This is a genomic window from Arenibacter aquaticus (assembly GCF_003957295.1).
Taxonomy (GTDB): domain Bacteria; phylum Bacteroidota; class Bacteroidia; order Flavobacteriales; family Flavobacteriaceae; genus Arenibacter; species Arenibacter aquaticus.
On the sequence record NZ_RQPJ01000006.1, the window covers coordinates 1 to 25,543 of the forward strand.

Sequence of the window (25,543 nt, forward strand, 5' to 3'; positions counted from 1 at the left end):
AAAAAGTACCCCGATCGATACCCCGCAACAGTGCTCGGGAAAACCTTGGAAGAGAACTTCCTTGCGGTAGGTGAAATTACCTACAACGTACGGATATAGTAACTTGTTATTATATATCTATTTTGGAAACAACTAATATAAGACTTATTTCATCAAAATATCCAATGAGCGGAACAGTAGCCTTACAATTCATCAATGTTCAATCTTGGGATTAAATATGCAGCCTCCTTCATCTTCTTATCGATTATCTTGGCATAGATTTCAGTAGTCCGTATTTCGCGATGACCAAGGCGTTTGGAAACGGTATAGATATCCGCTCCATTTTCCAAAAGTAAAACGGCATTGGTGTGCCGTGCCGAGTGGAAGGTGATATGTTTGTTGATACCGGCAAACATGCACCAACGGAGTAATTGCATGTTCATATGGGCGCTATACCGTAGGCCCTTGAAAACCCGGTCCTTTGGTTCCTTTCGTTCACCAAGGAGCTCCCTGGCCTGTTGGGATATATATAGATATTCCACTCCGTCTGTTTTCTTTTGCTGAAATACAATTCGGTAGATAGGTACTCCAGTATTGTCAATGCCTTCATCACGAACCTCGGACCATATTAATTTATTGACGTCTGACCATCGAATGCCAGTTAGTGCCGAGAAGAGAAAAGCGCGTTTTAAGATTGGGAGTTTGCATGGGGTATCTGCCAATTTTTGGAGCTCTTCCGATGTGAGGTATTCCCTGGTAGATTCTCCCATGGCAAAGCCTTTCACCTTTTTCATGTAGTTTTCCTTTAGGTAGCCTTCTTCGAAAGCCGCATTAAGGCAGGCCTTGAATTTATTAAAACAGGTGTGCTTGGTATTTTGGGAAAGATTCTTATTGCTTTTTGTGACGGCTACGGTATCCAGGTATTTTTTAAACCCTTTGATGAAATCCACATCCACATCGTTTAAAGTGATATGGCTGGGGCAGTAGGCCTCAATGTGTTTTTGTGCGGCATCCCAGTTGTCGTAGTTGCCTTTGGTTTGGTAGCGTTCCTCTTTCTTCTGAACATAAAAGTCTAATAAACCAACTTTACCTTTGGTGTCGTTTTTAAGGTTATACTTCCCTTGATAGAGGTCAGCCTTTCTTATGGTCAGGATTTTTTCTGCAAGTTCTAAGGTTTCCTTGTTTTTCTTTATCTCTGCATCAGTCTTGGGATCTGTTGTGAGATAGAGCTCCAAATATTCAAAATCCCTTAGATGTTTAGTTTTCCCTTCCGAAGTTAATCTATGTCCTTTATAGTACTCAATATATAGGCTAGACATTCCGCTCTTTAGCTTTTTTTTTCTGAGATGGACTTTCATACGAGATACATTTTTTACACCTCAGGTGTAAAAATCAATTGCGAGGTGTAAATGAGATGTAAAAAAGTACAAAAAATAAACAGCTAAAAGAAAATAAAATCCTGAAAGTTTTTAACAAAATGCTATAAATCAGCTATTTGTAGTTAAATAATATTAAATGATATCAAATAAAATGAATGTCTATTTGCCGATACAGAAGTTAGAAAAGATGTTACCCAACAACTCGTCATTGGTTACTTGCCCGGTAATTTCACCTAAATGGTAAAGGGCTTCCCGGACATCTATTGCTAAAAGATCGCTGGGGGTTTCCTCATCCATTCCCAATTGCACTTTCTCTATCTCTTCCAATGCTTTTATTAATGAATTATAGTGACGGGTATTGGTTACAATGGCATTACTGTTGCGCAAAGCTCCGGTATTTACAAATTCCAATAAGCGCGATTTTAATGATTCAACCCCTTGGCCCGTTTTGGCCGATAGCAGGTGAAGATCCTTAATCTGTGATTGCAGTGTTGCTATCTGATCCTGATCCAACCTATCTATTTTGTTGGCGATGACCACCAAGGGTTTTTGGGGGTATTTGCTTTTTATTTTTTCCAGTTCCTTGATGCTCGACTCTAATTTTGTGGTATTCATGGCCATTTGCCAGCCATCTATCAACAATACCACTACCTGGGCCTGTTCTATTTTTTCAAAAGTCTTTTTAATGCCTATGCTTTCCACAACATCTTGGGTATCCCTGATGCCCGCAGTATCTATAAACCGGAAACCTATGCCATCTATTACAATTTCGTCCTCTATGGAATCCCTAGTAGTTCCCGCAATATCACTTACTATGGCCCGCTCTTCATTTAACAAAGCATTGAGTAAGGTAGATTTCCCAACATTGGGCTCTCCAACAATCGCAATGGGAATTCCATTTTTAATGACATTGCCCACGGCAAAGGAATCTATCAGTCGTTTTAAGATCCGTTGTATTTTGGTCAAAAGTTTTTTAAACTGCGTTCTGTCGGCAAATTCTACATCCTCTTCTGCGAAGTCGAGCTCCAATTCCATCAAGGAGGCGAAGTTTAGCAGTTGGTCCCGCAATTTTTTTATCTCATTGCTAAAGCCACCACGCATCTGCTGCATGGCTATTTGATGACTAGCCTCGTTATCGGAGGCAATAAGGTCTGCAACGGCTTCGGCCTGACTAAGGTCCATTTTGCCATTCAAAAAAGCACGTAGCGTAAATTCTCCCGCCTTGGCCATACGGCATCCATTACGTAAGAACAACTGTATAATCTGCTGTTGGATATAGGGCGAGCCGTGACAGGATATTTCCACAACATCCTCACCAGTATAGGAATGGGGGCCTTTAAATATAGATACCAATACCTCATCCAACACCTTGTCATTTTCTACAATATGGCCCAAATGAATGGTATGGCTCTTTTGTTTTTTTAAATCCTTACCTCGAATCGATCTGAAAAAAGGACCGGCCAAGGCAATGGCATCCTTCCCCGAAATACGGATTATGGCTATAGCTCCGGCCCCTGATGCTGTGGCTAGGGCAATGATGTTGTCGTTGGTAATCATAATATTTTAATTGACCGTAAAAATACAATTTATAATTTTCAAAGCCTTTCGGGCCAATAATAGAAAATACATATGCTGTATTCCTAAAAATGGGCTAAATCCTAAGGTGATCATATTTCCAATGAGCAACACTAGTACAAAATCACTTTTTAGGCTAAAGGAAATAGAGAACGATGATTTTAATCATTATTATGTTCACACAAAATACATAATTTTAAATACCAACCCCCAAATAGACTGGAGTATAATTCACTATAAATGGCTTTAGGCCTGGGAAGTATAATTTAAAATTGTGATATGAAATTGATTAAAATAATCACTTTATTGGCCTTTGGTTTTTACTGCCAAGGATATTCTGCACAGGATACAAAAAAATCCAGTATGCCAGCGGAAAACACAGAACAACTGGAACAGATTAAAATTGTAAGTGATTCTCAGGAAGCCAAGGAAATCCATAAAAGGATACAAAAGGCGAAAAGGGAAGCCAAGAAACTGGAAAGAGCGCAAAAGAAAGCCGAAAAAAGTCAGAAAAAGGCTGAAAATGAATTGAAAAAAATGGAAAAGCTTGCTTCAGAAATAGAGTCCATAAGGAGGTCTATTGCCAGAGACGAGAAAAAAATTGACAGGATACTGAAAAAAATGAAGAAGGATGAGAAAAAGGGGAAATTGTCACCTATGGATATGGAGAAGTTAGACCATAAAATAGATAAACTTCAAGAGAGGATAGTTAGGGATAAGCAAAAACTGGAAGAATTGGAAATCAATCAATAGAAGTTTTTACGGAGAGCAATTTAGTATAAGAGTAACTATGTAACAAATGATTGTTTTTTTCGTCTATTGAATAGAGCCGAGTAAATTTTATTCATAGGCTAACCCTTCAAATACTAGTCAACAAAAAAACATTTCATGAAAGCAGAAAATAAACAACTATTGGTATTTACCCACTTAAGTCAGTTATTGGACCTTATAACGGGTTGCGGAGGATTTATAGTGCCTTTGATCCTATGGCTTACACAAAAGGATACTATTATGAACATGGATGAAAATGGCAAGTCTATCGTCAATTTTCAATTAAGCATGTTTTTGTATGCCCTACTATGTATTCCGCTAATGTTGGTTTTTGGTCTAGGGATATTGGGAATTATTGCGGTGGGCATATTTTGCCTTGTGTTTCCCATTGTCAATGCCATTAGGGTATCCAATGGAGAAAAACCTCATTATCCGCTGAGTATAAGGTTTGTGTCTTAAAACAATATTTTTCATTAGGATGAATCAAAAAAGCCATATTTCAGGTGAAATATGGCTTTTTTATAGTAAATGTGTGGGGTGTATTTTAGATTCAACTTTGGGCCGAATCTGTGTATCTAGCTGTTCAACATAACGGGCATTACCAACATGGTAACATTTTCACCCTCGTCCAAACCATCAATAGGAGTAAGGATACCTGCCCTATTGGGAAGGCTCATTTCCAACTGTACGTCATCAGAGGTAAGGTTGTTCAACATTTCTACCAAGAACCTGGAGTTGAACCCTATTTGCATATCATCACCTTGATACGAACAGGTCAATCTTTCCTCAGCTTTGTTACTGTAATCTACATCTTCAGCAGAAATATTCAATTCCGCACCAGCAATCTTTAGACGTATTTGGTGGGTAGTCTTGTTGGAGAATATGGAAACCCTCCTTACAGAACTTAAGAACTGCCCTCTGGTAATGGAAAGTTTATTTGGGTTCTCTTTAGGGATTACCGCTTCATAGTTCGGATATTTACCATCGATCAGCCTACATATTAGAACGGTGTTGTCAAACGTAAATTTGGCATTGCTTTCATTGTACTCTATAAGTACTTCTGTTTCGCTACCTCCCAATATTCCTTTTAATAGGTTTAAAGGTTTTTTGGGCATGATGAACTCGGCCACTTTGGAAGCGGTTACGTCTGTACGTTGATATTTTACCAATTTATGGGCATCTGTGGCCACGAATGTTAAACTCTCTGGGGAAAACTGGAAAAAGACACCGCTCATTACAGGTCTTAAATCGTCATTACCGGCTGCAAAGATAGTCTTGTTGATAGCAGTGGCCAATATATCGCCCAGTACCGTGGTAGATGAAGGGTTGGAAAGGTCTACGGATTTAGGGAATTCAGCCCCATCTGCATAGGCCAAGGCATATTTACCGTGGTTAGAGCTGATCTCTACTGTATTGTTGTCTTCCACAACAAAGGTTAGAGGCTGCTCAGGAAAGGTTTTTAAAATATCCAACAATAGTTTTGCAGGAACCGCAATGGTGCCCTCATTGTCAGAATCTACTTCCAAAACAGAACTCATTGTCGTTTCCAGATCGGAAGCTGAAACGGTAAGTTCTTTCTGTTTTAGATCGAATAGAAAATTGTCTAGAATAGGTAGGGTATTGCTATTGTTGATAACCCCACCCAATACCTGGAGTTGTTTTAGTAAATAAGTGCTAGATACTATAAATTTCATTAGTTTAATTTTATTAAGGAACCTTTATTGTTGAACAACCTAAAAAAGCCTTTTATCTGCTGTTTGAATCCGCAATATTCCTTGTATCACAGTCAAAACAAAGATATTTTAAATGTCCTTTTTAAGGAAACAAACTTATTAACACTTATGCCCCATATTTTTTCTTCCTAATAGTGCTAATTACGAATCCAAAAATAAAGGTCAAAACAAGGGGAAGCCCAATATTAATAAGCTGCCATTTGGTTTTTTGTTCGCTAATTTTCTCTTCGTCCAAAAATGGGATGGCAACTTTCTTGTTCCGAATGTTTATAAGTCCGGTATCGTCCAAGAGGTAATTAAGGCAATTTATTAGGAATTCCTTGTTCCCAAAGTAGTTATTTGTCCATTTGTCATAACCAAGTTCCAAAGGCCTTCCGTTTCTGATCTGATTTTTTATAAGATCACCGTCCGAAATAACTATCATCTTGTTTTCGGGTCCTTGGTCTTGAATATTCTTCAGGGGTAGAGGCTTGACCCTGTTGGTAAAAGTGGATTTAAATGCACCTTGGATCAGAACCCCCAAAATATTATTGCCATCCTTATAAAGTTCCTTGTCCGGAGGGGTGTTGATGATATCCAGGCTTATTTGTCTTGGCACCCCTTCGGTCTTGGAAAGAGGAGAGCTTGTTAATAGCACCTGTTTCTTATAAGCATTGGCCAAGGTATCCATACTGCCGGCAAATTGGAATCTAAGTGCCTCTATATTGTTATTAATTGGATGGTTGTTCTTGGAGAATACCATGGGGTTATAAAACCAAGGTACAGGATTGTATTGTGAACTATTGCCTTCACCGCTGGCCAAAACTATTTGGGTAAAGTATAGGTCGTTCACCAAATTTGGATTAAAACGTACGCCAAACCTAAAGAAAAAGTCCTGTAGATTAAGGTCTTTGGACACTGCCATGGCGGTGCCTTTTTCATTAAAAAGACTGTCCAATTCCATGCTGACCTTATCTATGAGCCATAAGGATTTCCCTCCGCTAACGACATATTGGTCTAAAATAAATTTTTCTTCATCCGTAAACCTTTCCGTTGGCTTGGCAATTAGGGCCAGATCAAAACCTTTTAATTGTTCCAACACCTTTTCAGGATTTTGGGAAACCGAATCCAGGGTAATGGCCCCTATATTGTAGTAGTCTTTTATAGTGGTAAGGAAATCGGCCATAAAGATATCTTCCAGCTCTCCGTTTCCTTTTATAATGGCTATCTTCTTTTTTTCTTTAATATTCAATTTGCTGAAGGCATCCGCAAAAGCATATTCCAAATGCTGTACGGAATTGTTTACCCGTTCTTCCGTGGTTGCCCCAAGTTTGTTTTTTAGTAGCGGAACCTTTACCGTATTGTTGTTGTAATTGACCATGGCCCAAGGAAAAATAATTTCTTGGGATACCTTGCCGTTTTGTTCTACCGTTACATTGGTTGGGGTAAGGCCCAATCCCTGTAAATCTGTAATTACGGCATCAATTTGTGAACTGCCCTCCAAAGGGTTCACAAAATTGAATTTTATATTGTTATTCTCAGAAGCAAATTCTTCCAGCAATTGTCGGGTCTCCTGCTTTAGTTTTACAAATTCAGGAGGCAGATTGTCATCCAATAAAATATCAATTATAACCGGGGCACTAAACTCCTGAACAGAATGTAAGGATGCCTGTGACAAGGTATAACGGCTGTCTTCCGTTAGATCTATCCTCGCATAGAAATAATCCGCGATACCATTTAGAATCACCAATAGAGCTACAGCCTTTATGATAGATAACCAACTTTTCTTCATTATCTACGTTGGTATTTAAGTTGGGTAAGGGTCAAAAAAAGAAAGAATAGGGTAAGGCTCATAAAGTAAACTATGTCCCGTGTATCCAGAACTCCTCTGGCTATACTTTCAAAATGAGCTTTCATGCCAAGTTCTTTTACAAAGATCATAGTGTTACCCGAGGGCATTGTGGTGGCCAAGCTCTCAAAACCGTACAACATAACAAAACAGAGGACCATGGCCGTAATAAAGGCTACGATTTGGTTTTCGGATAAGGTAGAGGCAAATAAGCCCATGGCGGTATAACTGGCCATTAAAAATAACAGGCCAAAATATGAGCCCACAACCATTCCCATATCCAAATTACCCGGGGTAACCCCCAATTGGGAAATAGTGTATACATAAAGTAAAGTGGGTATAACAGCTATAAAAGTAAGGCTAAAAGAGCCCAAGAATTTACCCAGTACGGTTTGCCATAAGGAAATGGGCTTTATAAAAAGTAACTCTAAAGTGCCCAATTTTTTCTCTTCCGAAAAACTTCTCATCGTTATGGCCGGTACCAAAAAGAGGAACACCCATGGGGCTAAAAGGAAAAAATTGCCCAGATCGGCAAAGCCGTAGTCAAAAATATTGAACGGTCCTTTAAATACCCATAGAAACAAACCGTTGAGTACCAAAAACAACCCAATGACCATGTAGCCAATAGGCGAGGTAAAGAATGATTGTATCTCTCTTTTAAAAATGGCGATCATATGGGTTATTTCATTGTTTCTTTTTTAATTAGGCTCCAAGCTTCCGGTTTATCATCAAATAGGTTCTTGGTTTCTTTCCATAGATTTTTGAAAAAATCTGAACTTCTGTACCTTTCCAAGTCGGCCTTACTATTCCAATAACTATAGGTGAAAAAGATGTTTTTATCCTCCTGATGCTGCAATAATTCTAAAAAGCAGCATCCTTCAGCCTGCCTAATTTTATTTTTATTCTTTTCAAAGATGGTCTCAAAACTAGCAATATTTTCCTTTTTAAAGGTCAGTTTTACAATTCTTACCAACATTTTTCATTTGTTTTTAGGAAAAATTTATCATCACTGTATCCCTATAGTCCAATCCCAATAGGGTAGAGGCACCACCTACGGTATTAAGGTCACTTTTATAAATGGCTATTTCCAAATAACCCGAAGAGTTGAAAAGTGCCAGTAACTCACCTGGGGCTTTGCGCTGACTTTTATCGAGTTGATAATTTATTATATCTCCATATTTTCTATGGATCTGCGTTATTTTTTTATTTCTGGCCAATAGCTCAAAAGGCCTTCCCTTGCCAAATGACTTGAATTTGTTTCTATGTATGTTGGTCACCACATTCCCATAGTTATCTATATAGATCACACTACCAGAAATAGTTCTACCGTCATCGGAAAACCTTGGATTAAATTCCCGTAATATCTTAAGGTCTTTAAATGCCCTGCCTATTACTTCCAATTTTCCTCCTCTTGCAATATGGCTGGCAACTTTTACAAAGACGTCCATTTCGGGAAAGGAGCTGTCTATGGGGTTGGGAAGTTGGATCTCTACAACTTTTTCTGGGACAATTTCAGAAATTATCAGTCCAATCACTCCGTTATTGGCCAAAATAAAATAGTGATTATCCACCAAAACTGCGATGTGTTGGTTTTCTGGAGACAGTTCAGAATCTACCCCTACTATATGGATGCTGCCGTCAGGGAAATTTTTATAAGAATTTTTTAGGATATAGGCGCATTCCTGAATGTTGAACGGGGCTATGGAATGTGAAATATCAACAATCCTGGCATCGGCCAATTCCTTGTATATTGTCCCTTTTATGGCCCCTGCAAAATGGTCTTTATGTCCAAAATCAGTAGTTAATGTAATTATCGCCATAGAGGACTGTTGATATGTTTTTGGTTCGGTGAGTTGTTTTTTACTTAATTTTGTTAAACAAAATTACACAAAAAATCAGCGAACCAAAATATATATTGTATATCTAAACTTAATAATACTTCTATTCTTTGAACGAACTTATCATAGAACTTACGGACATTAGCCCAAGGGAATTTTTTGGGCAGAATAATGAGAATATAGATTTATTAAAAAAACACTTTCCCAAGCTTAAAATAGTTGCGCGAGGTAATAAAATTAAGGTTTATGGAGATGAGGACCTATTGGATGAATTTGACAAAAGGTTTGATCTGCTCACTGCCCATTATGCCAAGTACAACAAATTGGACGAAAATAGTATAGAAAGGTTACTTGCCAGTAATGGAACGGAAGCATTCGAGTCGTCCGAAGCCAGTGGCGAAGTATTGGTGCATGGTGTTAGTGGAAGGCTTATAAGGGCCCAAACCGCCAATCAAAGGCGATTGGTAGATGCTGCCAAGGATAATGACATGGTTTTTGCCGTGGGACCAGCTGGAACGGGAAAAACATATACAGGGGTGGCTTTGGCCGTAAAGGCCCTAAAGGAAAAGCAAGTAAAACGTATCATCCTTACCAGGCCGGCGGTGGAAGCTGGGGAGAATTTGGGATTTTTACCCGGTGATCTCAGGGAAAAATTGGATCCCTATATGCAGCCTCTATATGACGCATTAAGGGATATGATTGCACCAGAGAAATTGGCGCACTATTTGGAAAATGGAACCATACAGATTGCACCAATGGCTTTTATGAGGGGGAGGACTTTGGACAATGCCTTTGTGATTTTGGATGAAGCCCAGAATACCACACATGCCCAAATGAAAATGTTCCTTACCAGAATGGGTAAAAATGCCAAGTTTTTGGTCAACGGGGATCCAGGGCAGATAGATTTACCTAGGAGAACTATTTCTGGTCTTAAGGAGGCCTTACTGGTATTACAGAAAATTGAGGGGATAAAGATCATTTATTTGGACGATAAGGATGTAATTAGGCATAAATTGGTAAAAAAGGTGATAGAAGCCTATAAAGGAATTGAGCATAACAATTAATAGAAGTAATGAGCAACACAATAATTGATACAAATTTTAATTTCCCAGGGCAAAAAAATGTTTATAAAGGAAAGGTAAGGGAGGTATATCATTTGGAAAATGATATTTTGGTAATGATAGCCACCGATAGGCTTTCTGCTTTTGATGTAGTGATGCCCAAAGGAATTCCTTATAAAGGCCAAATTCTGAACCAGATTGCCACCAAGATGATGGCGGACACTTCTGATATTGTTCCCAATTGGCTTATGGCTACACCAGATCCCAATGTGGCCGTTGGACACGCCTGTGAGCCTTTTAAGGTTGAAATGGTGATTAGGGGCTATTTATCCGGTCATGCAGCCAGGGAATACAAGCTGGGGAAAAGAGAGTTGTGTGGGGTGGCCATGCCCGAAGGGATGAAGGAAAATGACAAGTTTCCGGAGCCAATCATCACTCCGGCAACAAAGGCCGAAATGGGTGATCACGATGAAGATATTTCCCGTGAAGATATTCTAAAAAAAGGGATCGTCAGTGAAGCCGATTACCTAGTTTTGGAGCAATATACCAAGGCATTATTCCAAAGGGGCACGGAGATTGCCGCTAAAAGAGGGTTGATCTTGGTTGATACCAAATATGAATTTGGAAAGACCAATGAGGGTAAGATCGTATTGATAGATGAAATCCACACGCCGGATTCCTCACGTTTCTTTTATACTGAAGGCTATGCGGAACGTCAGGAAAAGGGGGAGGCCCAAAAACAGTTGTCGAAGGAATTTGTAAGACAATGGCTGATTAGCAATGACTTCCAAGGTTTACCGGGACAGACAGTACCGGAAATGAGTGATGATTATATTACAACTGTATCGGACCGTTATATAGAACTATATGAGAATATAACAGGAGAGACCTTTGTTAAGGGTGATATTTCAGCTATTCAGGACAGAATTGAGAATAATGTATTGGAATACCTAAATTCATTGGAAAAGTAGGCTAACCCATTTTTAAAAGGTCTTTTAATTTTAAATGCCCTTTACCTTTTAGTCTGCCTTTTATTTTAAGGAAGGCAATGGCAGTGATATACGCATCACCAATAGCGGTATGCCTATCTTTTTTTGAGATATCATATTTCTCCGCCAATTCGTCCAAGGAATAATGTTCCTTTTTTTTAAAGACATTGGAGTTTAAAAGTGTTTTCTTATATAGGTTGGAAGTGTCCAGATACTTGTTCTTAAGTTTTGGGAGCCCGTGCCTTTGCAAGGCCTTGTTTATCATATTAATATCAAAAATTGCATGGTGGGCTACTATAACCGCATTTTTCAGGTATCCTAAAAATAGTTTCAAAGCCTCTTCCTCACTTATGTAAGAGGCACCCCCATTTTTCAGGATACCGTGGATTTCTGCGGTCTCGGCATTATAATGTTCTTGTTTAATATACAGTTCCAAACTTTGGTTTATTGCAATGTTTTTATTGCATAAACTCAGTGCCCCAATACACAGTATTCTGTCGTTTAGATAATCAAATCCAGTGGTTTCGGTATCCAAGACCACAAACCTAACCTGATCGAGATCTTCTTTGGGTTTTTCTTCAAAACTTCTCTCATACTCCTGCCAAAATTCGGGGTAATTAGGTACTTTTTTCTTAAAAAAGTGTATCATCTCAATAAGTTTGTTACCTTAAATCTTATACTTACCAATTCTTGGATTTCTTTAATGGTCTTAAAAGTTCTTTTTAATTTGATCCGTTCCTCTTTGGTTAATTTATCAATGGCGATATATCTTCCAGAATCATTGTGTAGCAGTCCTTGTTTGGTCCTAAATTTTAGCAATGCCCTTGTGGCGTAGGAACAAGCCATAAAAATCTCTTCATTATTGGGTTCCAACTCTGCCAATTTTTCAAATCGTTCTGCTGTACTGTTTATAGATTTTACCGAATGTGATAAAATTAGGACCCGGGCAGCATCGGTCAAGGGCATTAAAGCTCTTCTTTTTAAATCGAACGTATCCTTGTGTTCTCCGTCCTGTTCTACCAACAATTGTCTGAAAAAACCTGTGGGAGAAGGGTTTTGTAAGGCTCCACTTGCGAGGTGCAAGTAGAAAATTGGATATTTTTTTGTGGTTTCAAATATGTGTTCAGATAGTTGGTTAACCAAACTGGCATCCCCATAGGTAATATTGTAATCAAAAAAGATGGATGAAAGCAATACCTCATCTGTACCAGGATTTATAATCCATTGTGCGATGGTTTTTTTCCATTCTTCCAAACTTAAGCACCAACTAGGGTTAGAGGCCATCATTTCTGCAGGACAATAGTCATAACCAATATCGAACAAGCCCTTGTTTACAATTTTGGCCAGTTTTAGGAAATAGTCGGTCGTTTCCATAAGTTTTTCCTCTGGTACATTGTCAAATACCAGAGCATTGTCCTGATCGGTTTGAAGAAGCTGCTCACTTCGTCCTTGTGATCCCAAGGCCAACCAAGCAAAGTTGACAGGTGGTTTATCTGGCATTTCCGCCAAGGACAGTTTTATAATTTGTTTTACACAGGCATCGTTAAGCTCGGATATTATTTTGGTGGTCAGTGTTAAAGGGATGTTTTGGTCCAAGTAGTCCTGTAACAAATGGGTTACGCTTTTTCTAATACGTTTTATTGACTTGATCTTTTTGGATCTTTTTATAGCCTTTATCAATACGGCCGGGTTGTTGCCAAGGGCGACCATAACATCGTGTTTGGAAAGTATACCTATTGCCTTTGAATTGGGGGTTCCGTCCTTGGTGATACATAGGTGACTGATATTGCTTTTCATCATGGCCATTTGGGCCTGGGTAATGGTGAGGTTTTTGTCATATGTTATGACCGGGGATATCATAATTTCCGAGGCTTTGGTGGTTATGGGATATTTTCCGCTTACAATATTGTTGCGAAGGTCCTTATCCGTAATGATCCCTATGGGCATTTTGTCCTTTACCACCAACATGGCCCCAACATTTTTCTCCGTCATTTTTTTTGCGATGGATTTTACGGAAGTGCCAGGGGAACAGCTTACCAGTTTCTTGGAATACTGTACCCGCTGTAAATCCAAAACTTGGGTATTGGGCACTATAGGGAGAGGATCCGGGGCTTCATCATATAGTTTTCCACGGTGACTTTTGGAATACGGGTTTCTAGTGTTGGAAGCAAAACTTTCCAAAAGAAAATTGCCTACTTCAATATTCTTCCTTGCATAGGGTTTAAAGATGTCTATAGGTATGGCATATAAAATACTTTCCTCATGGGCTCTGGCACTCATTTTATAGTTTTCCAAGGCCATAAGTGGTCGTAGCCCAAAAATATCCCCTTCGTCACACATATCCATTATTCTTTTGTCTGCCCCTTTTTTAAGGGCAACTGCTCCTTTGTGAACAACGTAGAAGTGTGAATGTGGTTCGTCAGTTTCAGAAAAAACAATACTATCTTTTTCTTTGTAGATAATCGTTACTTGTTCCGATAGGGTTTCAATATCCTTTTGACCCATGACATTAAATGGAGGGAAATTCTTAAGAAAATCTGCGACTCTATGGGAAATAGTATTTTTCATATTAGGTATTTAATGTAAAATTAGGGCATACAATCCTTAGTTCATTAATTTTTATTGCAATATGATAAAATTGTCTTTTACTTGAGCTCTAAGACCGAAAATCTTAGGGAGAACTGTCAAACAATAAAATACAATGGTATCTTAGCAATTAAGCTTATTGGTTTAATAATGAAAGAATCCTTCCACATTAATTGGGTTGCTAAACCCATTCTACTATTGTTCATCTGTGCAGGGCAATTGGCTTCCTGTACGGGAAAAAAAAGAGGGAATCAGGATATGGAACTTCAGGAAATCCCGGCCACTGGTCTGGCTGGAGACCAATTGGCCCAGATCCATTGTGCCAGCTGCCATCTCTATGTAGAACCTGCCCTATTGCCAAAATCTAGTTGGGCAAATGATGTGCTACCTGCAATGGGACATCGTTTAGGGATACATAGGGATAAAATGCAGTACGATAGTCTCTTTGATTCAAGAGGGGGAGAGCTGGTAAAGAAGGCCAATGTTTTTCCGGAAAATCCACTTTTAGCCCAAGAAGATTGGGAGAAAATTATAGATTATTACTTGGGCAACGCACCGGATACCCTGTTGCCCACTAAACGGCAGGCAAAACCAAAAATGGGACTAAAGCATTTTACCTATAAGGAGCCTACTTTTTCGCAAACCCCGGCACTTACCACAATGGTTAAATTACTTCCTCAAAATAATGGGGTAGTATTTGCCGATGGAAAGCGGAATATAAACTCTTTATCCTTTTTAACATCCAATTTGGACCGCGACCACGTAATGGGGGTGAAGTTGTCTCCGGTTAATTACCGTGAAAAAGGGGATACCCTGTATTTGACAACCGTTGGTAAGAGTATTTTTCCGCACGATTCCCCTGAAGGAATGCTGCAGAAAATATATAAGACCGGTGGCAGTAAGATATACAACGCTTCAAAAACTATCCTTGACAGCCTTACCCGACCGGTGCATGTGGCCTATGGAAATCTAAATAACAATGGATTGGAAGATATTGTAGTCTGTGAATATGGTAATGAGACCGGGGAGTTGGTCTGGTTTCTCAATAAAGGAGGAGACCAGTATGAAAGGCAAGTTCTAAACAATAGACCAGGTGCCATAACTGCTATCATAAAAGATATGAACGGGGATGGACTACAGGATGTGATGGCCTTGATAGCGCAGGGAGACGAAGGTGTCTTTTATTACGAAAATCAGGGCAATGGTTCCTTTGAGGAAAATAGGTTGCTTTCTTTTCTTCCCCTTAATGGCTCCCAGTACATGGAGTTGGCAGATTTTAATGATGATGGCTTGGATGACATACTCTATGTTTGTGGGGATAATGCCGATAAAACCCCCATATTAAAACCATATCACGGGGTTTATATTTTTCTGAACCAAGGTGGTCTTGATTTTCATCAGTCATTTTTTTATCCCTTGAATGGAGCCTATAAAGCAATACCCAGGGATTATGATTTGGATGGCGACCTAGATATAGCTGCTATTTCCTTTTTTCCTGATTATTACAGAAGTCCGGAGGAGAGCTTTATTTATTTGGAAAACACAGGGGGTATGGAATTTGAGGATTTTTCCTTTCCTCAGGCAACCAATGGCAGGTGGATTGTTATGGATGCTGAGGATATGGATGCCGATGGGGATATAGACCTTGCATTAGGCTCTTTTGTTTATTTTACCGCTATGGGAGATACCACCGGTTTAGGAAAAAAATGGCTGACCAAAGGACCATCTGTGGTGGTATTGGAAAACACTGTACGGTGATGCAGTTCAAGCTTTGTAACAACCTTTCATTTATTGTAACTTTTAGGCTCTACGTCCGCTAACTCTTGTTCCTAAACCTGTCATGTAGTCCTTTGCCCTTAAGAATTAATGGGATGCACTTGTCCAGTCTGGTTCGTTTGGTCTTTTCTTGTTTGGCACCTCCAATGTATTCATGGTATTCTCTTTGTTTATAAGGGGGAAGTTGGTTATAGTTGTGTTTCAGTTCCGCATTCTTCTCCATTGCATCATTTAGAAGCGGAGGAAGGGTGGTAATCTTTTCCTTTTTGGGCAAATACACTTTGCCCTTTTTCTGATTGGAAATGGCTTCTTGAAAGTAGTTTAGGACGGTTTCCTCATCAATTTCATTTATTGAGTTAAACTTCCAATGCCGCATTGCCTTGGTCTTCCCTTCCTGTGCGTTTACCAATACCTTTATGGGGTCCGATAAAAATACACCCTGAAAAAACCATATAGAGAAATGGTTCTTAAAGGCTAAAATGCCAAGCACATTCTTATTGTCAATGGTGTAAACCGGACTTCCCCATTTAAAGGTTTCTGTCAGTGGGGTTTTAAGGGCCAATTTTCGAAGTATTCCTATCCCTTCCTTAAAAGGTTGCTCCTTGGCATAGTAGGCATCAATTTTCTCTTTGTTTTTCATACTGGGCCAGGTTTAATTTTTAGGGAAGGGAAGTATTATTTGCCTTCCCTATTGGCAGTAAGTTCGCAAATTTTCACGATAACTTCAACAGCTTTCTGCATACTTTCTACGGGGACGTATTCGTATTTTCCGTGAAAATTGTGGCCGCCAGCAAAAATATTGGGACAGGGGAGGCCCATATAACTCAACTGGGAACCATCGGTACCTCCACGTATGGGCTTAATTATAGGGCTGATGTCCAAGGATTCCATGGCTTCCTTTGCAATATCGACAATATGCATAACCGGTTCAATTTTTTCACGCATATTAAAATATTGGTCCTTGATATCCACCACAATATATTCCCCGTACTTATCATTTAATTTTGCAGCAATATCCTTCAGCAATTGCTTGCGTTGTTCAAATTTGTTTAAATCGTGGTCCCTAATTATGAATTCCAATTCCGCCAACTCTATCTCCCCACTTAGATGGTGTAGATGGAAGAATCCTTGTCGGCCTGTCGTTTTTTGAGGGATCTCCTCGCTTGGTAGATGGGATATAAAATCGTTTGCTATGATCAGGGCATTGACCATCTTATCTTTGGCGTAACCTGGATGTACGCTTTTACCTGTTATGGTTATTTTGGCTCCCGCGGCGTTGAAATTTTCATATTCCAGTTCTCCTATTTGGCTTCCGTCCATGGTATATGCCCATTCTGCACCAAAAGCCGCAACGTCAAAATGATGGGCACCACGGCCAATTTCTTCATCCGGGGTAAAGCCTACCCTGATATCCCCGTGCTTAATTTCCGGGTGATTAATTAAATATTCCATGGCCGTTACTATTTCGGTTATACCGGCTTTATCATCTGCCCCTAATAAGGTGTTTCCATCAGTAGTAATAAGGGTATTGCCCTTATATTGTAGTAGATCATCAAAGTAGCTGGGAGAGAGCACTATGTTTTTTTCTTTATTCAAAATAATGTCACCTCCATCGTAATTTTCAATTATTTGAGGATTAACGTTGGTAGCCGTAAAATCCGGGGAGGTGTCAAAATGGGATATGAACCCAATGGTGGGAACCTCTTTATCTATATTACTGGGCAGGGTGGCCATTATGTAGGCCTTGTCATCAATTACCACATCCTGCATACCTATCTCTTTCAGTTCCGCAACCAACTTATGGGCTAGTGTCCATTGTTTTTCGGTGCTTGGGGTAGAAGAAGAGTTTGGGTCGCTCTGGGTATCTACGGAAATATATCTTATAAAACGATCTATAATATGTTGCATAGGAATAAATTTTGGCTAAAAGTACAGCATATTTTTGTTTTTTTGACTTTGGGATAAGGGCAATTGGAACTATTAATACAAGAGGGAGGTCTTAGTTTTTGTACCTTTCTGAGATAGCGGTTTTAGTGACTTCGCTTTTTTATTGTGGCCCGTTGTACTAGTATTATTAGCTTATATTTGTTATCTAATTAGATTTAAAGTCAATGTCGTCCAAAGTATTTGTTTTCTTTTTATTGGTCCTGGGAATATGGTTTACTTTGCCTGCACAGGAAGATTGTAGTCTTGCTATAGGGGTAACGGACACCGATACCATAATTCAGATTTTTCAGTTAAAGGAGGAACAGATAACAAAGTTGGAGGAGTTTAAGGCGGCCTTGGAACTGGAAATTAAATTTTTGGACGAGGAGCGTCAAAATCTTTTTGAAAACCACCCTCAAAGTACCCCAGAAGAATTAACGGCTCTGGGAGAAAAGCATAGGGTGCTGGAGGATAAGATTAAGCAGGTTTTTTTGAAGTATGATCTGCAGCTTTTGGCATTGTTCAATGAAAAACAATATGACCGCTATGCGGCGCTTTGCCAGGAGGTGTCCAGAATACCATTGGTCATTCGGCCAGAATAACTTCTGTTCCAATGTTAATAAAAAGCGATTTTATAGGATTGTATACTTCCGTTAGTTTGTATTTTTGCCGAAAATAATTTTCATGTATAAGTTTGTTCTTCGACCTTTACTTTTTGCGCTAGACCCGGAAAAGGTACACCACCTAATATTTAATTCTGTTCGTTTTCTTAACCGCATAGGGTTTTCTAAAATTTTCCGTGCTATTTATGTGGTAAAAGATCCACGTTTGGAAAGGGAATTGTTTGGATTAAAATTTCCAAATCCGGTAGGGCTGGCCGCTGGATTCGACAAGGATGCAAAACTTTACAATGAATTATCCGATTTTGGTTTTGGTTTTATCGAAATTGGAACTTTGACACCCAAGCCTCAGGAGGGAAATCCTAAGAAACGCTTGTTTCGCTTAAAAGATGATCAGGCCATAATCAATAGAATGGGCTTTAATAATATGGGGGTGCTTGAGGCGGTAAAAAACCTTAAAAAAAATCATAGGGTACTCATTGGCGGAAATATTGGGAAGAATAAAGTTACTCCAAACGATACGGCCGCAAACGATTACCTTATTTGCTTTGATGCCCTTTTTGATCATGTAGATTATTTTGTAGTAAATGTAAGTTCGCCCAATACGCCTGGTTTAAGGGAACTTCAGGATAGGGAGCCGCTAACCTTACTGTTAAAAGAACTTAAAAAGGAAAACTCCAAATTGGCAAGGACCAAGAAAGTAGGTGAAAAGCCGATCCTATTAAAAATTGCGCCCGACTTAACGGATGAGCAGTTGATGGATATTATTGGTATCGTAGAGGATACTACAATAGATGGGGTAATTGCCACCAATACCACCATTGCCAGAAAAGACTTAAGTTCCAGTGCCAGTTTGCAGCAGGAAACAGGAGGATTAAGTGGTAGGCCATTGAAAGAACGCAGTACAGAAGTAATCCGTTTTTTATCGGAAAAGAGCCAAAAGGCTTTTCCTATTATTGGAGTTGGAGGAATTCATTCCGCTGACGATGCCTTGGAAAAACTAGCCGCTGGTGCCGACCTTGTGCAATTGTGGACCGGATTTATTTACGAGGGGCCCGCACTTATCAAGAGTATAAACAAAGCCATTATAAAAAACTCTAAAGACTAAGTAATAAAGGTCCAGTCCTGTGCCCAACTAGGTGGAGGCATTAAAAAAAAAACAGGACTATCCAACTAGTGGATAGTCCTGTTTTTTTAGAACTAAGTACAATGTCCTTAATAGTATAAGCTAATTGTTATTTGGTCCAATAATCCACAACAGTAACATCTTCCAAATGTGGTGTTAGGATAGCTCCAAATGCCTTGTGATCAGGATGGGGAAGGTAAATGGCCCGGTCTTCCTCACTGTTGAACGTTAGGAAAAAACAATGGGTCAATCCTTTGTTTAACCCTTCAGGGCTATTGTTAATTCCCCATTCGTAACCTACAATTTGAGGTATCTTGGAAGGCAGGGCAGCAAAGGCTTCCTCTACCTTGGCAATATCCTCTTTGGATGTGTTTTCCTTAAATTTGAACAGTACTACATGGCGCAATACACTATCTTGTGCCTTGGGTGTCTCATCGCGTAAATCCTGACTCACGTTAAAATTGTTTGTGGTGTTAAAACTCATTAATAAAATGGCGGCCAATAGGCCAATGGAATAAAAAACTGGTTTCATATTTAATGATATATTTTTGATGAAGATATAAAAAAGTTGGATTATTGCAGGATATAGTCCGGATAATATTCCATCTTTTGGAGGCTGAGGATAGCCGTGGCCGTATTTGTAATGTTTATGAAAATTTCAGTGCTTTGAACTACGAAATATTACTGACCTTTATTTTTGCTACTGCAGCCCTGGCCATATCTCCTGGACCGGATAATATATTTGTATTGATACAGAGTATTACCAACGGTAAAAAGTACGGAATAGCCACAGTAGCTGGATTGATGACGGGATGCTTGGTACATACCAGTTTATTGGCATTTGGGGTTTCTGCCGTTCTAAAACAATACCCACAATTATTTTTCACCATTAAATTATTTGGTGCCTTATACTTATTTTATTTGGCATTTGGGGTGTACAAAAGTGGGGGTAACTTGGAAATTGGGAATGGAAATGGTGGCAAGCAATCACTGCTAGTACTTTATAAGCGAGGCTTTGTTATGAACGTGCTAAATCCTAAGGTAACTATCTTTTTTTTGGCTTTCTTTCCTGGTTTTTTATTTAGTGACCATTTAAGTGTTGTCATACAGTTTTATGTATTGGGAGGTTTATTTATTATAACTTCATTCCTTATTTTTAGTAGTATTGCAGTTCTTTCCGCTGTTATTTCCAAATACATTCGGGAAAATGAACAATTGGGGAGTTATCTTAAGTGGCTTCAGATTTTTGTTTTTGTGGGCATAGCTTTTTATTTATTACTATCTGATTAAATAATATTAATTTTGAAAAAGCTATAATTTGGGAATGTCCAACACCATAAAAATAATAGAATGTCCAAGGGATGCCATGCAAGGCATCAAGACATTTATTCCAACAGAAAATAAGGTCAGGTACATTCAGTCCTTACTGAATTGTGGTTTTGATACTATTGATTTTGGAAGTTTTGTTTCACCTAGGGCCATTCCCCAAATGGTAGATACGGCCCAGGTGCTAGAACAATTGGACCTATCCAAGACCAGTAGCAAATTATTGGCCATTGTAGCCAATGTTAGAGGGGCCCAGGATGCTTCGAAATACGGTTCCATTGATTATTTGGGGTACCCGTTTTCCATTTCCGAGAATTTTCAAATGAGGAATACCCACAAAACCATTGCCCAGTCTGTTGAAACTTTAAAAGAAATATTGGCCATTGCCGACGGCACAGGCAAAGAAGTTGTCACTTATATTTCAATGGGTTTTGGCAATCCATACGGGGATCCATGGAGTGTGGAGGTCGTAGCCGAATGGACAGAGAAATTGGCCGGAATGGGGGTAAAGATATTATCGCTCTCGGATACCGTAGGATCCTCTACCCCTGAAGTAATAGATTATTTGTTCTCCAATCTAATCCCTAAATTTCCCGAAATAGAATTTGGGGCGCATTTGCATACCACCCCTTCCAAATGGCATGAAAAAGTGGATGCGGCATATAAGGCTGGCTGTCAGAGGTTTGATGGGGCAGTACAGGGTTTTGGAGGATGTCCTATGGCCAAGGATGAACTTACGGGCAATATGCCGACAGAAAAAATGCTTTCCTACTTCACCAGTGCCAAGGTGGATACCAACGTAAACTGGATGGCCTTCGAGGCAGCATTTAATAAGGCCAGCGATTTATTCTCTTCATACCATTAACAAACTGGCACTACTTGTCTAAAAGATGTTAAATTTTAACTTTTATTTAGATTAATTTTAAATAAAATTTGGCAATAAACTTTGGGCTATTATATTTGCACTCGTTTTTTAATTATTTACAATCAGTCTAAATAAAAATACCAAAGGATGAGAAATTTTGTTTATCTATTTACCCTCTTTTTGTCTAGTTGTATGCTGGCGCAAACGGCAACCGACTCCATCATGCTTAACCCTCAAAAACAGTTAAACGCGGCCCAGCGGTTACTGTCGGGGAATTACGGTTCTGCTGTAACAATTGGAGCCTATGGGGAAATGTTGTATAACCAACCAGAGGGGGACAACGGGGAGTTGGATGTACAGCGCCTTGTGTTATTATTGGGGTATCGGTTTAACGATAAAACTCAGTTTATTACGGAATTGGAAGTAGAGCATGTTGAGGAAATATATGTAGAGCAGGCTTTTGTTAACTATAATGTTGCCAATAATGTAAACCTAAGAGGTGGTTTGATGTTGGTTCCTATGGGAATTATAAATGAATTTCATGAGCCTACTACCTTTAACGGTACCGAAAGACCGGCCTTGGACAATGTGATTGTTCCTACCACTTGGAGGGAATTGGGTATTGGTGTCAGTGGAAGATTCAACAACCTTTCTTTGGGATATCAGGCATATATTTTTAATGGCTTTAAATCTACAGAAGCTGATGGCGAAGGTGGGATTTCTGGTTTCTTAAAGGGGTCTAATGGTCTTCGAGGAGGTAGACAAAAAGGAATTCAGTCTACTGTAGATAGCCCTAATCTGGCTACTAAACTGGATTATTATGGAATTCCTGGTCTTCGATTGGGCTTTTCAACTTACTTTGGTAAAACCCAAGCTGCTGACGATGTAGAAAATTTGGACGGTGCCAATATTGGTATTTCCATGCTCGGATTTGATGCCCGTTATGCCTATGAGCGCTTTACAGCGAGAGGTCAGTTTATCTATGCCTCTCTTTCAGATACCGAGGCTTATAATACCTTGGCCAATAAAGACCTGGGAAGTGCGCTTCAAGGATATTATGTAGAAGGAGCTTACAATTTATTGCCAAGTGGCAATGAGCAGAAATTGTTTGCCTTTGCCCGATATGAGAATTATAATACCCACGCCGATACTGCAGGTAGCCTTTCTCAAAATGAGGCTTATGACAGAACGGATATAACTACCGGATTAAGCTATCATATTGCCCCAGGAGTAGTTTTAAAAGGAGATTATCAATTTAGGGACAATGCCCTTTCTGGAGATGGGGTAAAGGATAGATTGAATTTTGGAATTGGCGTTTGGTTCTAAAAGGGATGTCAAATGAATAAATAGAACCCAATTAGATCTATAATTTATTAAATCAACTCCGATAAATATTCCTCTAAGGGTATTTTTCGGAGTTATTTTTTTAGGGCCTTGTCTCACTACATTCTAGTTCCAAAGTAAAGAGTTGAAAAAAATATCCCCAAACGTTTCAATATATTATTAAAAATGATTCTAAATTAGTACTTTTGTCGCATGAAAAACGGAAATAAAGTTACTGGTTTTATACTGGTTTTGGCTTTAATATTGTTTGGTTTTGGTCTCCCTCAGAAATTAAAGAAAAAGGTAGACAAGGAAGTCGAGAAAGTTTTTGGTACCAATGATCTATCCATGACTTCCATTGAAGTACCCAATTCCATAAATGCTCAATTGCCTGCAAAAATTACCTCCGATAACTTTTTTAAATTATTGGAGGGCGATCGTATTGTTGGGTATATCTTCGTGGACAATGCTCCCAGTAAGACTGCAACTTTTGACTATCTAGTAGTGTTCAATGATCAATTGAGCGTTGTTCATTCCAAAATTCTTGTCTATCGTGAGGAATATGGAGGGGAAATCGGTAGTAAAAGATGGTTGCAACAATTTATGGGAAAAACGGGTCGGGATAGGGTCGACTACGAGACCAATATAGATGGTATATCCGGAGCTACCATATCAGTTCGTTCCATGACCAACTCAATGGACAATTTACTGCAGACCGTTGGGATACTTCAAGAAAAAAATATTCTTTAATGAACTATAATGGGCTATTAACTGTATTGCCAAAGGGAATAAAATGGTTTGTGGCCACTTTTGTTCTAGTGTTAAGTATAGGCTTTTATACCGGGCTCTTGTTTGTTTCCCAAACCAGTACCTCCTCACCAGATGGTATTGTAGAGAATTATTTGGGAAATGAAGATGATGAGGAGGCCGAGGTGATGAAATTTAAGAAAGGGGATAGGGAAATGCTCACTATAATCCATACCCACATTTTATCCATGTCATTAATATTTTTTCTATTGGGGGGGCTGGTTTGGCTTAGCAAGCTTCCGCAAAAACTCAAAATGTTTCTAACTGTTGAGCCCCTTTTGTCGGTTATATTAACTTTTGGAGGTATTTATTTAATGTGGTCCGGCCTGTTGTGGATGAAATATGTGGTTATTTTTTCGGGTTTTCTTATGACGCTTACCTATACAATTTCGGCTCTTTTGGTACTTTATCAACTGTGTCAAAAAAACGTTGTGGCCAATTAATTTTATAAGTGTTCCTAAGTTCCTTTAAATGTAGTATATTTGCACGCAATTAATCTTTAATTGCTATGCAAGCTCACCTAAATAAAATTGTCGGAGAAGGTCTTACGTATGACGACGTATTATTAGTTCCGGCTTTTTCGGAAGTACTTCCCAGAGAAGTCAATATTCAATCAAAATTTACAAGAAATATTACCATCAACGTTCCTATCGTTTCGGCGGCTATGGACACGGTTACAGAATCACGCATGGCTATAGCCATTGCGCAAGAAGGTGGCATTGGTGTGTTGCACAAGAACATGACCATTGAACAGCAGGCCTTAAAGGTTCGTAAGGTTAAGAGGGCAGAAAGCGGTATGATCATAGACCCTGTTACCCTTCCCATTAATTCCTTGGTACGGGATGCCAAGGCCAATATGAAGGAATTTAGTATTGGAGGGATTCCTATTGTGGATGACAATGGTAAACTTATAGGCATTGTTACCAATAGGGACCTGCGTTTTGAAAAAAATAACGACCGTCCCATATCGGAGGTAATGACCACTCACAACCTTGTTACCGTAAGTGAGGGAACATCCTTGGAGCAGGCTGAAGACATTTTACAGGAGAATAAAATAGAAAAGTTACCAGTTGTTGATAAGGATTATAAACTTGTTGGTTTAATTACTTTTAGGGATATTACCAAGCTTACCCAGAAGCCAATTGCTAACAAGGATCAATACGGAAGACTTCGTGTAGCGGCCGCTTTGGGAGTTACCGGGGATGCTGTTGACAGGGCAGAGGCCTTGGTCAATGCAGGAGTGGATGCTGTGGTTATAGATACGGCTCACGGACATACTAAAGGTGTGGTTTCGGTATTAAAAGCTGTGAAAAGTAAATTCCCTGATTTGGAGGTGATTGTAGGTAATATAGCTACTGGCGAAGCTGCCAAATATTTGGTAGAAGCCGGTGCCGATGCTGTCAAAGTAGGAATAGGTCCAGGCTCTATATGTACTACCAGAGTAGTGGCAGGGGTTGGATTCCCCCAATTTTCGGCTGTTTTGGAAGTCTCAGCAGCTATTAAGGGCAGTGGGGTTCCCGTTATTGCCGATGGAGGAATTAGGTATACTGGTGATATCCCCAAGGCAATTGCAGCGGGAGCGGACACCGTTATGTTGGGTTCTCTGTTGGCAGGTACCAAAGAGTCACCGGGAGAGACTATTATATACGAAGGCCGTAAGTTTAAATCCTATAGGGGAATGGGGTCTGTAGAAGCTATGAAACAAGGTAGTAAGGACCGATATTTCCAAGATGTGGAAGATGATATAAAGAAATTGGTGCCGGAAGGTATCGTAGGACGTGTTCCCTATAAAGGTGATTTGTACGAAAGTATCCATCAGTTTATAGGAGGACTACGTGCCGGAATGGGATATTGCGGAGCTAAGGATATTGAGAGCCTAAAGGAAAATGGTAAATTTGTTAAGATTACTGCTAGTGGTATCAATGAGAGTCACCCTCATGATGTTACCATTACCAAGGAATCCCCTAATTATAGCAGGTAATAATTAGTCCTTTGACTATTATTCCAAATTAGATATAAAAAAGACGGTTGATCC

25 protein-coding genes are annotated in these 25,543 nt (G+C 39.3%); 13 read left to right on the top strand and 12 right to left on the bottom strand.

The window, feature by feature from the left end:
• Positions 1-182: 182 nt before the first annotated feature.
• A complete protein-coding gene (locus tag EHW67_RS11950) occupies positions 183-1,337 on the bottom strand; it encodes a site-specific integrase (RefSeq protein WP_126162625.1) in 1,155 nt (384 codons plus the stop codon).
• A 180-nt stretch (positions 1,338-1,517) separates the two neighbouring features.
• Positions 1,518-2,915 carry a tRNA uridine-5-carboxymethylaminomethyl(34) synthesis GTPase MnmE gene (gene mnmE, locus EHW67_RS11955; protein ID WP_126162626.1) on the bottom strand — a complete coding sequence of 466 codons (1,398 nt, stop codon included), beginning with the start codon at positions 2,913-2,915 and terminating at the stop codon, positions 1,518-1,520.
• 297 nt (positions 2,916-3,212) lie between these two features.
• Between mnmE and EHW67_RS11960 the strand changes: the two genes are divergently transcribed.
• Together EHW67_RS11960 and EHW67_RS11965 are read left to right on the top strand one after the other, a co-directional pair.
• Entirely contained in the window at positions 3,213-3,686 is a 474-nt protein-coding gene (locus EHW67_RS11960) for a hypothetical protein (RefSeq protein ID WP_126162627.1), read from the top strand.
• A gap of 135 nt (positions 3,687-3,821) precedes the next feature.
• On the top strand, positions 3,822-4,163 hold the full coding sequence (locus EHW67_RS11965; RefSeq protein ID WP_126162628.1) for a DUF4870 domain-containing protein: 342 nt from the start codon (positions 3,822-3,824) through the stop codon (positions 4,161-4,163).
• Positions 4,164-4,279: 116 nt separating this feature from the next.
• On the opposite strand, the gene dnaN is transcribed toward EHW67_RS11965, so the two are convergent.
• From dnaN to EHW67_RS11990, 5 genes are all read right to left on the bottom strand, one after another.
• Positions 4,280-5,398, bottom strand: coding sequence for a DNA polymerase III subunit beta (gene dnaN / locus EHW67_RS11970; RefSeq protein ID WP_126162629.1), 1,119 nt, complete (start codon positions 5,396-5,398; stop codon positions 4,280-4,282).
• Positions 5,399-5,543: 145 nt separating this feature from the next.
• Complete coding sequence (gldG, locus tag EHW67_RS11975; protein ID WP_126162630.1) at positions 5,544-7,208, bottom strand: gliding motility-associated ABC transporter substrate-binding protein GldG; 1,665 nt, start codon at positions 7,206-7,208, stop codon at positions 5,544-5,546.
• Positions 7,208-7,939 (bottom strand): gliding motility-associated ABC transporter permease subunit GldF, encoded by a 732-nt coding sequence (gldF, locus tag EHW67_RS11980; protein WP_126162631.1) that lies wholly within the window; start codon positions 7,937-7,939, stop codon positions 7,208-7,210. Before gldF ends, gldG begins: the two co-directional genes overlap by 1 nt.
• 5 nt (positions 7,940-7,944) lie before the next feature.
• Positions 7,945-8,241: a putative quinol monooxygenase gene (locus EHW67_RS11985; RefSeq protein WP_126162632.1), complete on the bottom strand. Its 297-nt coding sequence runs from the start codon at positions 8,239-8,241 to the stop codon at positions 7,945-7,947.
• A gap of 13 nt (positions 8,242-8,254) precedes the next feature.
• Positions 8,255-9,085, bottom strand: a complete 831-nt coding sequence (locus tag EHW67_RS11990; RefSeq protein WP_126162633.1) for an SAM hydrolase/SAM-dependent halogenase family protein — start codon at positions 9,083-9,085, stop codon at positions 8,255-8,257.
• A gap of 128 nt (positions 9,086-9,213) precedes the next feature.
• Between EHW67_RS11990 and EHW67_RS11995 the strand changes: the two genes are divergently transcribed.
• A complete protein-coding gene (locus tag EHW67_RS11995) occupies positions 9,214-10,167 on the top strand; it encodes a PhoH family protein (RefSeq protein WP_126162634.1) in 954 nt (317 codons plus the stop codon).
• 8 nt (positions 10,168-10,175) lie between these two features.
• The gene (locus EHW67_RS12000) at positions 10,176-11,135 is read left to right on the top strand and encodes a phosphoribosylaminoimidazolesuccinocarboxamide synthase (RefSeq protein WP_126162635.1); all 960 of its coding nucleotides are present in this window, start codon (positions 10,176-10,178) and stop codon (positions 11,133-11,135) included.
• Position 11,136: 1 nt separating this feature from the next.
• Here EHW67_RS12000 and EHW67_RS12005 read toward each other — a convergent pair whose 3' ends face one another.
• Positions 11,137-11,802: a 3'-5' exonuclease gene (locus EHW67_RS12005; RefSeq protein WP_126162636.1), complete on the bottom strand. Its 666-nt coding sequence runs from the start codon at positions 11,800-11,802 to the stop codon at positions 11,137-11,139.
• Complete coding sequence (locus tag EHW67_RS12010; protein ID WP_126162637.1) at positions 11,799-13,721, bottom strand: DUF294 nucleotidyltransferase-like domain-containing protein; 1,923 nt, start codon at positions 13,719-13,721, stop codon at positions 11,799-11,801. Before EHW67_RS12010 ends, EHW67_RS12005 begins: the two co-directional genes overlap by 4 nt.
• 168 nt (positions 13,722-13,889) lie before the next feature.
• Between EHW67_RS12010 and EHW67_RS12015 the strand changes: the two genes are divergently transcribed.
• Complete coding sequence (locus tag EHW67_RS12015; RefSeq protein ID WP_126162638.1) at positions 13,890-15,497, top strand: FG-GAP repeat domain-containing protein; 1,608 nt, start codon at positions 13,890-13,892, stop codon at positions 15,495-15,497.
• A 58-nt stretch (positions 15,498-15,555) separates the two neighbouring features.
• On the opposite strand, the gene EHW67_RS12020 is transcribed toward EHW67_RS12015, so the two are convergent.
• Positions 15,556-16,155 (bottom strand): YdeI/OmpD-associated family protein, encoded by a 600-nt coding sequence (locus tag EHW67_RS12020; protein WP_126162639.1) that lies wholly within the window; start codon positions 16,153-16,155, stop codon positions 15,556-15,558.
• 35 nt (positions 16,156-16,190) lie between these two features.
• A complete protein-coding gene (pepT, locus tag EHW67_RS12025; protein WP_126162640.1) occupies positions 16,191-17,423 on the bottom strand; it encodes a peptidase T in 1,233 nt (410 codons plus the stop codon).
• Between the two features lie 203 nt (positions 17,424-17,626).
• Between pepT and EHW67_RS12030 the strand changes: the two genes are divergently transcribed.
• Both EHW67_RS12030 and EHW67_RS12035 read left to right on the top strand, forming a co-directional pair.
• Complete coding sequence (locus EHW67_RS12030) at positions 17,627-18,043, top strand: hypothetical protein (RefSeq protein WP_126162641.1); 417 nt, start codon at positions 17,627-17,629, stop codon at positions 18,041-18,043.
• Positions 18,044-18,125: 82 nt separating this feature from the next.
• Positions 18,126-19,169: a quinone-dependent dihydroorotate dehydrogenase gene (locus tag EHW67_RS12035; protein WP_126162642.1), complete on the top strand. Its 1,044-nt coding sequence runs from the start codon at positions 18,126-18,128 to the stop codon at positions 19,167-19,169.
• Between the two features lie 127 nt (positions 19,170-19,296).
• Here the strand turns inward: EHW67_RS12035 and EHW67_RS12040 are convergent, their stop codons facing one another.
• Positions 19,297-19,719: a Dabb family protein gene (locus tag EHW67_RS12040; protein ID WP_126162643.1), complete on the bottom strand. Its 423-nt coding sequence runs from the start codon at positions 19,717-19,719 to the stop codon at positions 19,297-19,299.
• Positions 19,720-19,853: 134 nt separating this feature from the next.
• Here EHW67_RS12040 and EHW67_RS12045 point away from each other — a divergent pair, with 134 nt between their 5' ends.
• The 6 genes from EHW67_RS12045 (at position 19,854) to guaB (ending at position 25,489) form a co-directional block, all read left to right on the top strand.
• Positions 19,854-20,477, top strand: a complete 624-nt coding sequence (locus EHW67_RS12045; protein ID WP_126162697.1) for a LysE family translocator — start codon at positions 19,854-19,856, stop codon at positions 20,475-20,477.
• Positions 20,478-20,511: 34 nt separating this feature from the next.
• On the top strand, positions 20,512-21,378 hold the full coding sequence (locus tag EHW67_RS12050) for a hydroxymethylglutaryl-CoA lyase (RefSeq protein ID WP_126162644.1): 867 nt from the start codon (positions 20,512-20,514) through the stop codon (positions 21,376-21,378).
• A 147-nt stretch (positions 21,379-21,525) separates the two neighbouring features.
• Positions 21,526-22,704 (top strand): hypothetical protein, encoded by a 1,179-nt coding sequence (locus tag EHW67_RS12055; RefSeq protein WP_126162645.1) that lies wholly within the window; start codon positions 21,526-21,528, stop codon positions 22,702-22,704.
• A 210-nt stretch (positions 22,705-22,914) separates the two neighbouring features.
• On the top strand, positions 22,915-23,451 hold the full coding sequence (locus EHW67_RS12060; protein WP_126162646.1) for an FMN-binding protein: 537 nt from the start codon (positions 22,915-22,917) through the stop codon (positions 23,449-23,451).
• A complete protein-coding gene (locus tag EHW67_RS12065; RefSeq protein WP_126162647.1) occupies positions 23,451-23,951 on the top strand; it encodes a hypothetical protein in 501 nt (166 codons plus the stop codon). Before EHW67_RS12060 ends, EHW67_RS12065 begins: the two co-directional genes overlap by 1 nt.
• A gap of 65 nt (positions 23,952-24,016) precedes the next feature.
• Positions 24,017-25,489 (top strand): IMP dehydrogenase, encoded by a 1,473-nt coding sequence (gene guaB, locus EHW67_RS12070; protein WP_126162648.1) that lies wholly within the window; start codon positions 24,017-24,019, stop codon positions 25,487-25,489.
• Positions 25,490-25,543: the final 54 nt, after the last annotated feature.

What these genes read in the sequence shown, in the direction of transcription:
- EHW67_RS12015 (WP_126162638.1), top strand. Translation starts at nt 13,890, where the DNA reads ATGAAAGAATCCTTCCACATTAATTGGGTTGCTAAACCCATTCTACTA.
- gldG (WP_126162630.1), bottom strand. Translation starts at nt 7,208, where the DNA reads ATGAAGAAAAGTTGGTTATCTATCATAAAGGCTGTAGCTCTATTGGTG.
- guaB (WP_126162648.1), top strand. Translation starts at nt 24,017, where the DNA reads ATGCAAGCTCACCTAAATAAAATTGTCGGAGAAGGTCTTACGTATGAC.
- EHW67_RS12035 (WP_126162642.1), top strand. Translation starts at nt 18,126, where the DNA reads ATGTATAAGTTTGTTCTTCGACCTTTACTTTTTGCGCTAGACCCGGAA.
- EHW67_RS12000 (WP_126162635.1), top strand. Translation starts at nt 10,176, where the DNA reads ATGAGCAACACAATAATTGATACAAATTTTAATTTCCCAGGGCAAAAA.
- EHW67_RS12050 (WP_126162644.1), top strand. Translation starts at nt 20,512, where the DNA reads ATGTCCAACACCATAAAAATAATAGAATGTCCAAGGGATGCCATGCAA.
- EHW67_RS11990 (WP_126162633.1), bottom strand. Translation starts at nt 9,085, where the DNA reads ATGGCGATAATTACATTAACTACTGATTTTGGACATAAAGACCATTTT.
- EHW67_RS11985 (WP_126162632.1), bottom strand. Translation starts at nt 8,241, where the DNA reads ATGTTGGTAAGAATTGTAAAACTGACCTTTAAAAAGGAAAATATTGCT.
- EHW67_RS11960 (WP_126162627.1), top strand. Translation starts at nt 3,213, where the DNA reads ATGAAATTGATTAAAATAATCACTTTATTGGCCTTTGGTTTTTACTGC.
- pepT (WP_126162640.1), bottom strand. Translation starts at nt 17,423, where the DNA reads ATGCAACATATTATAGATCGTTTTATAAGATATATTTCCGTAGATACC.
- EHW67_RS12055 (WP_126162645.1), top strand. Translation starts at nt 21,526, where the DNA reads ATGAGAAATTTTGTTTATCTATTTACCCTCTTTTTGTCTAGTTGTATG.
- EHW67_RS11965 (WP_126162628.1), top strand. Translation starts at nt 3,822, where the DNA reads ATGAAAGCAGAAAATAAACAACTATTGGTATTTACCCACTTAAGTCAG.
- EHW67_RS12065 (WP_126162647.1), top strand. Translation starts at nt 23,451, where the DNA reads ATGAACTATAATGGGCTATTAACTGTATTGCCAAAGGGAATAAAATGG.
- EHW67_RS12020 (WP_126162639.1), bottom strand. Translation starts at nt 16,155, where the DNA reads ATGAAAAACAAAGAGAAAATTGATGCCTACTATGCCAAGGAGCAACCT.
- EHW67_RS11950 (WP_126162625.1), bottom strand. Translation starts at nt 1,337, where the DNA reads ATGAAAGTCCATCTCAGAAAAAAAAAGCTAAAGAGCGGAATGTCTAGC.
- mnmE (WP_126162626.1), bottom strand. Translation starts at nt 2,915, where the DNA reads ATGATTACCAACGACAACATCATTGCCCTAGCCACAGCATCAGGGGCC.
- EHW67_RS12005 (WP_126162636.1), bottom strand. Translation starts at nt 11,802, where the DNA reads ATGATACACTTTTTTAAGAAAAAAGTACCTAATTACCCCGAATTTTGG.
- dnaN (WP_126162629.1), bottom strand. Translation starts at nt 5,398, where the DNA reads ATGAAATTTATAGTATCTAGCACTTATTTACTAAAACAACTCCAGGTA.
- EHW67_RS12030 (WP_126162641.1), top strand. Translation starts at nt 17,627, where the DNA reads ATGTCGTCCAAAGTATTTGTTTTCTTTTTATTGGTCCTGGGAATATGG.
- EHW67_RS12060 (WP_126162646.1), top strand. Translation starts at nt 22,915, where the DNA reads ATGAAAAACGGAAATAAAGTTACTGGTTTTATACTGGTTTTGGCTTTA.
- EHW67_RS12040 (WP_126162643.1), bottom strand. Translation starts at nt 19,719, where the DNA reads ATGAAACCAGTTTTTTATTCCATTGGCCTATTGGCCGCCATTTTATTA.
- gldF (WP_126162631.1), bottom strand. Translation starts at nt 7,939, where the DNA reads ATGATCGCCATTTTTAAAAGAGAGATACAATCATTCTTTACCTCGCCT.
- EHW67_RS12010 (WP_126162637.1), bottom strand. Translation starts at nt 13,721, where the DNA reads ATGAAAAATACTATTTCCCATAGAGTCGCAGATTTTCTTAAGAATTTC.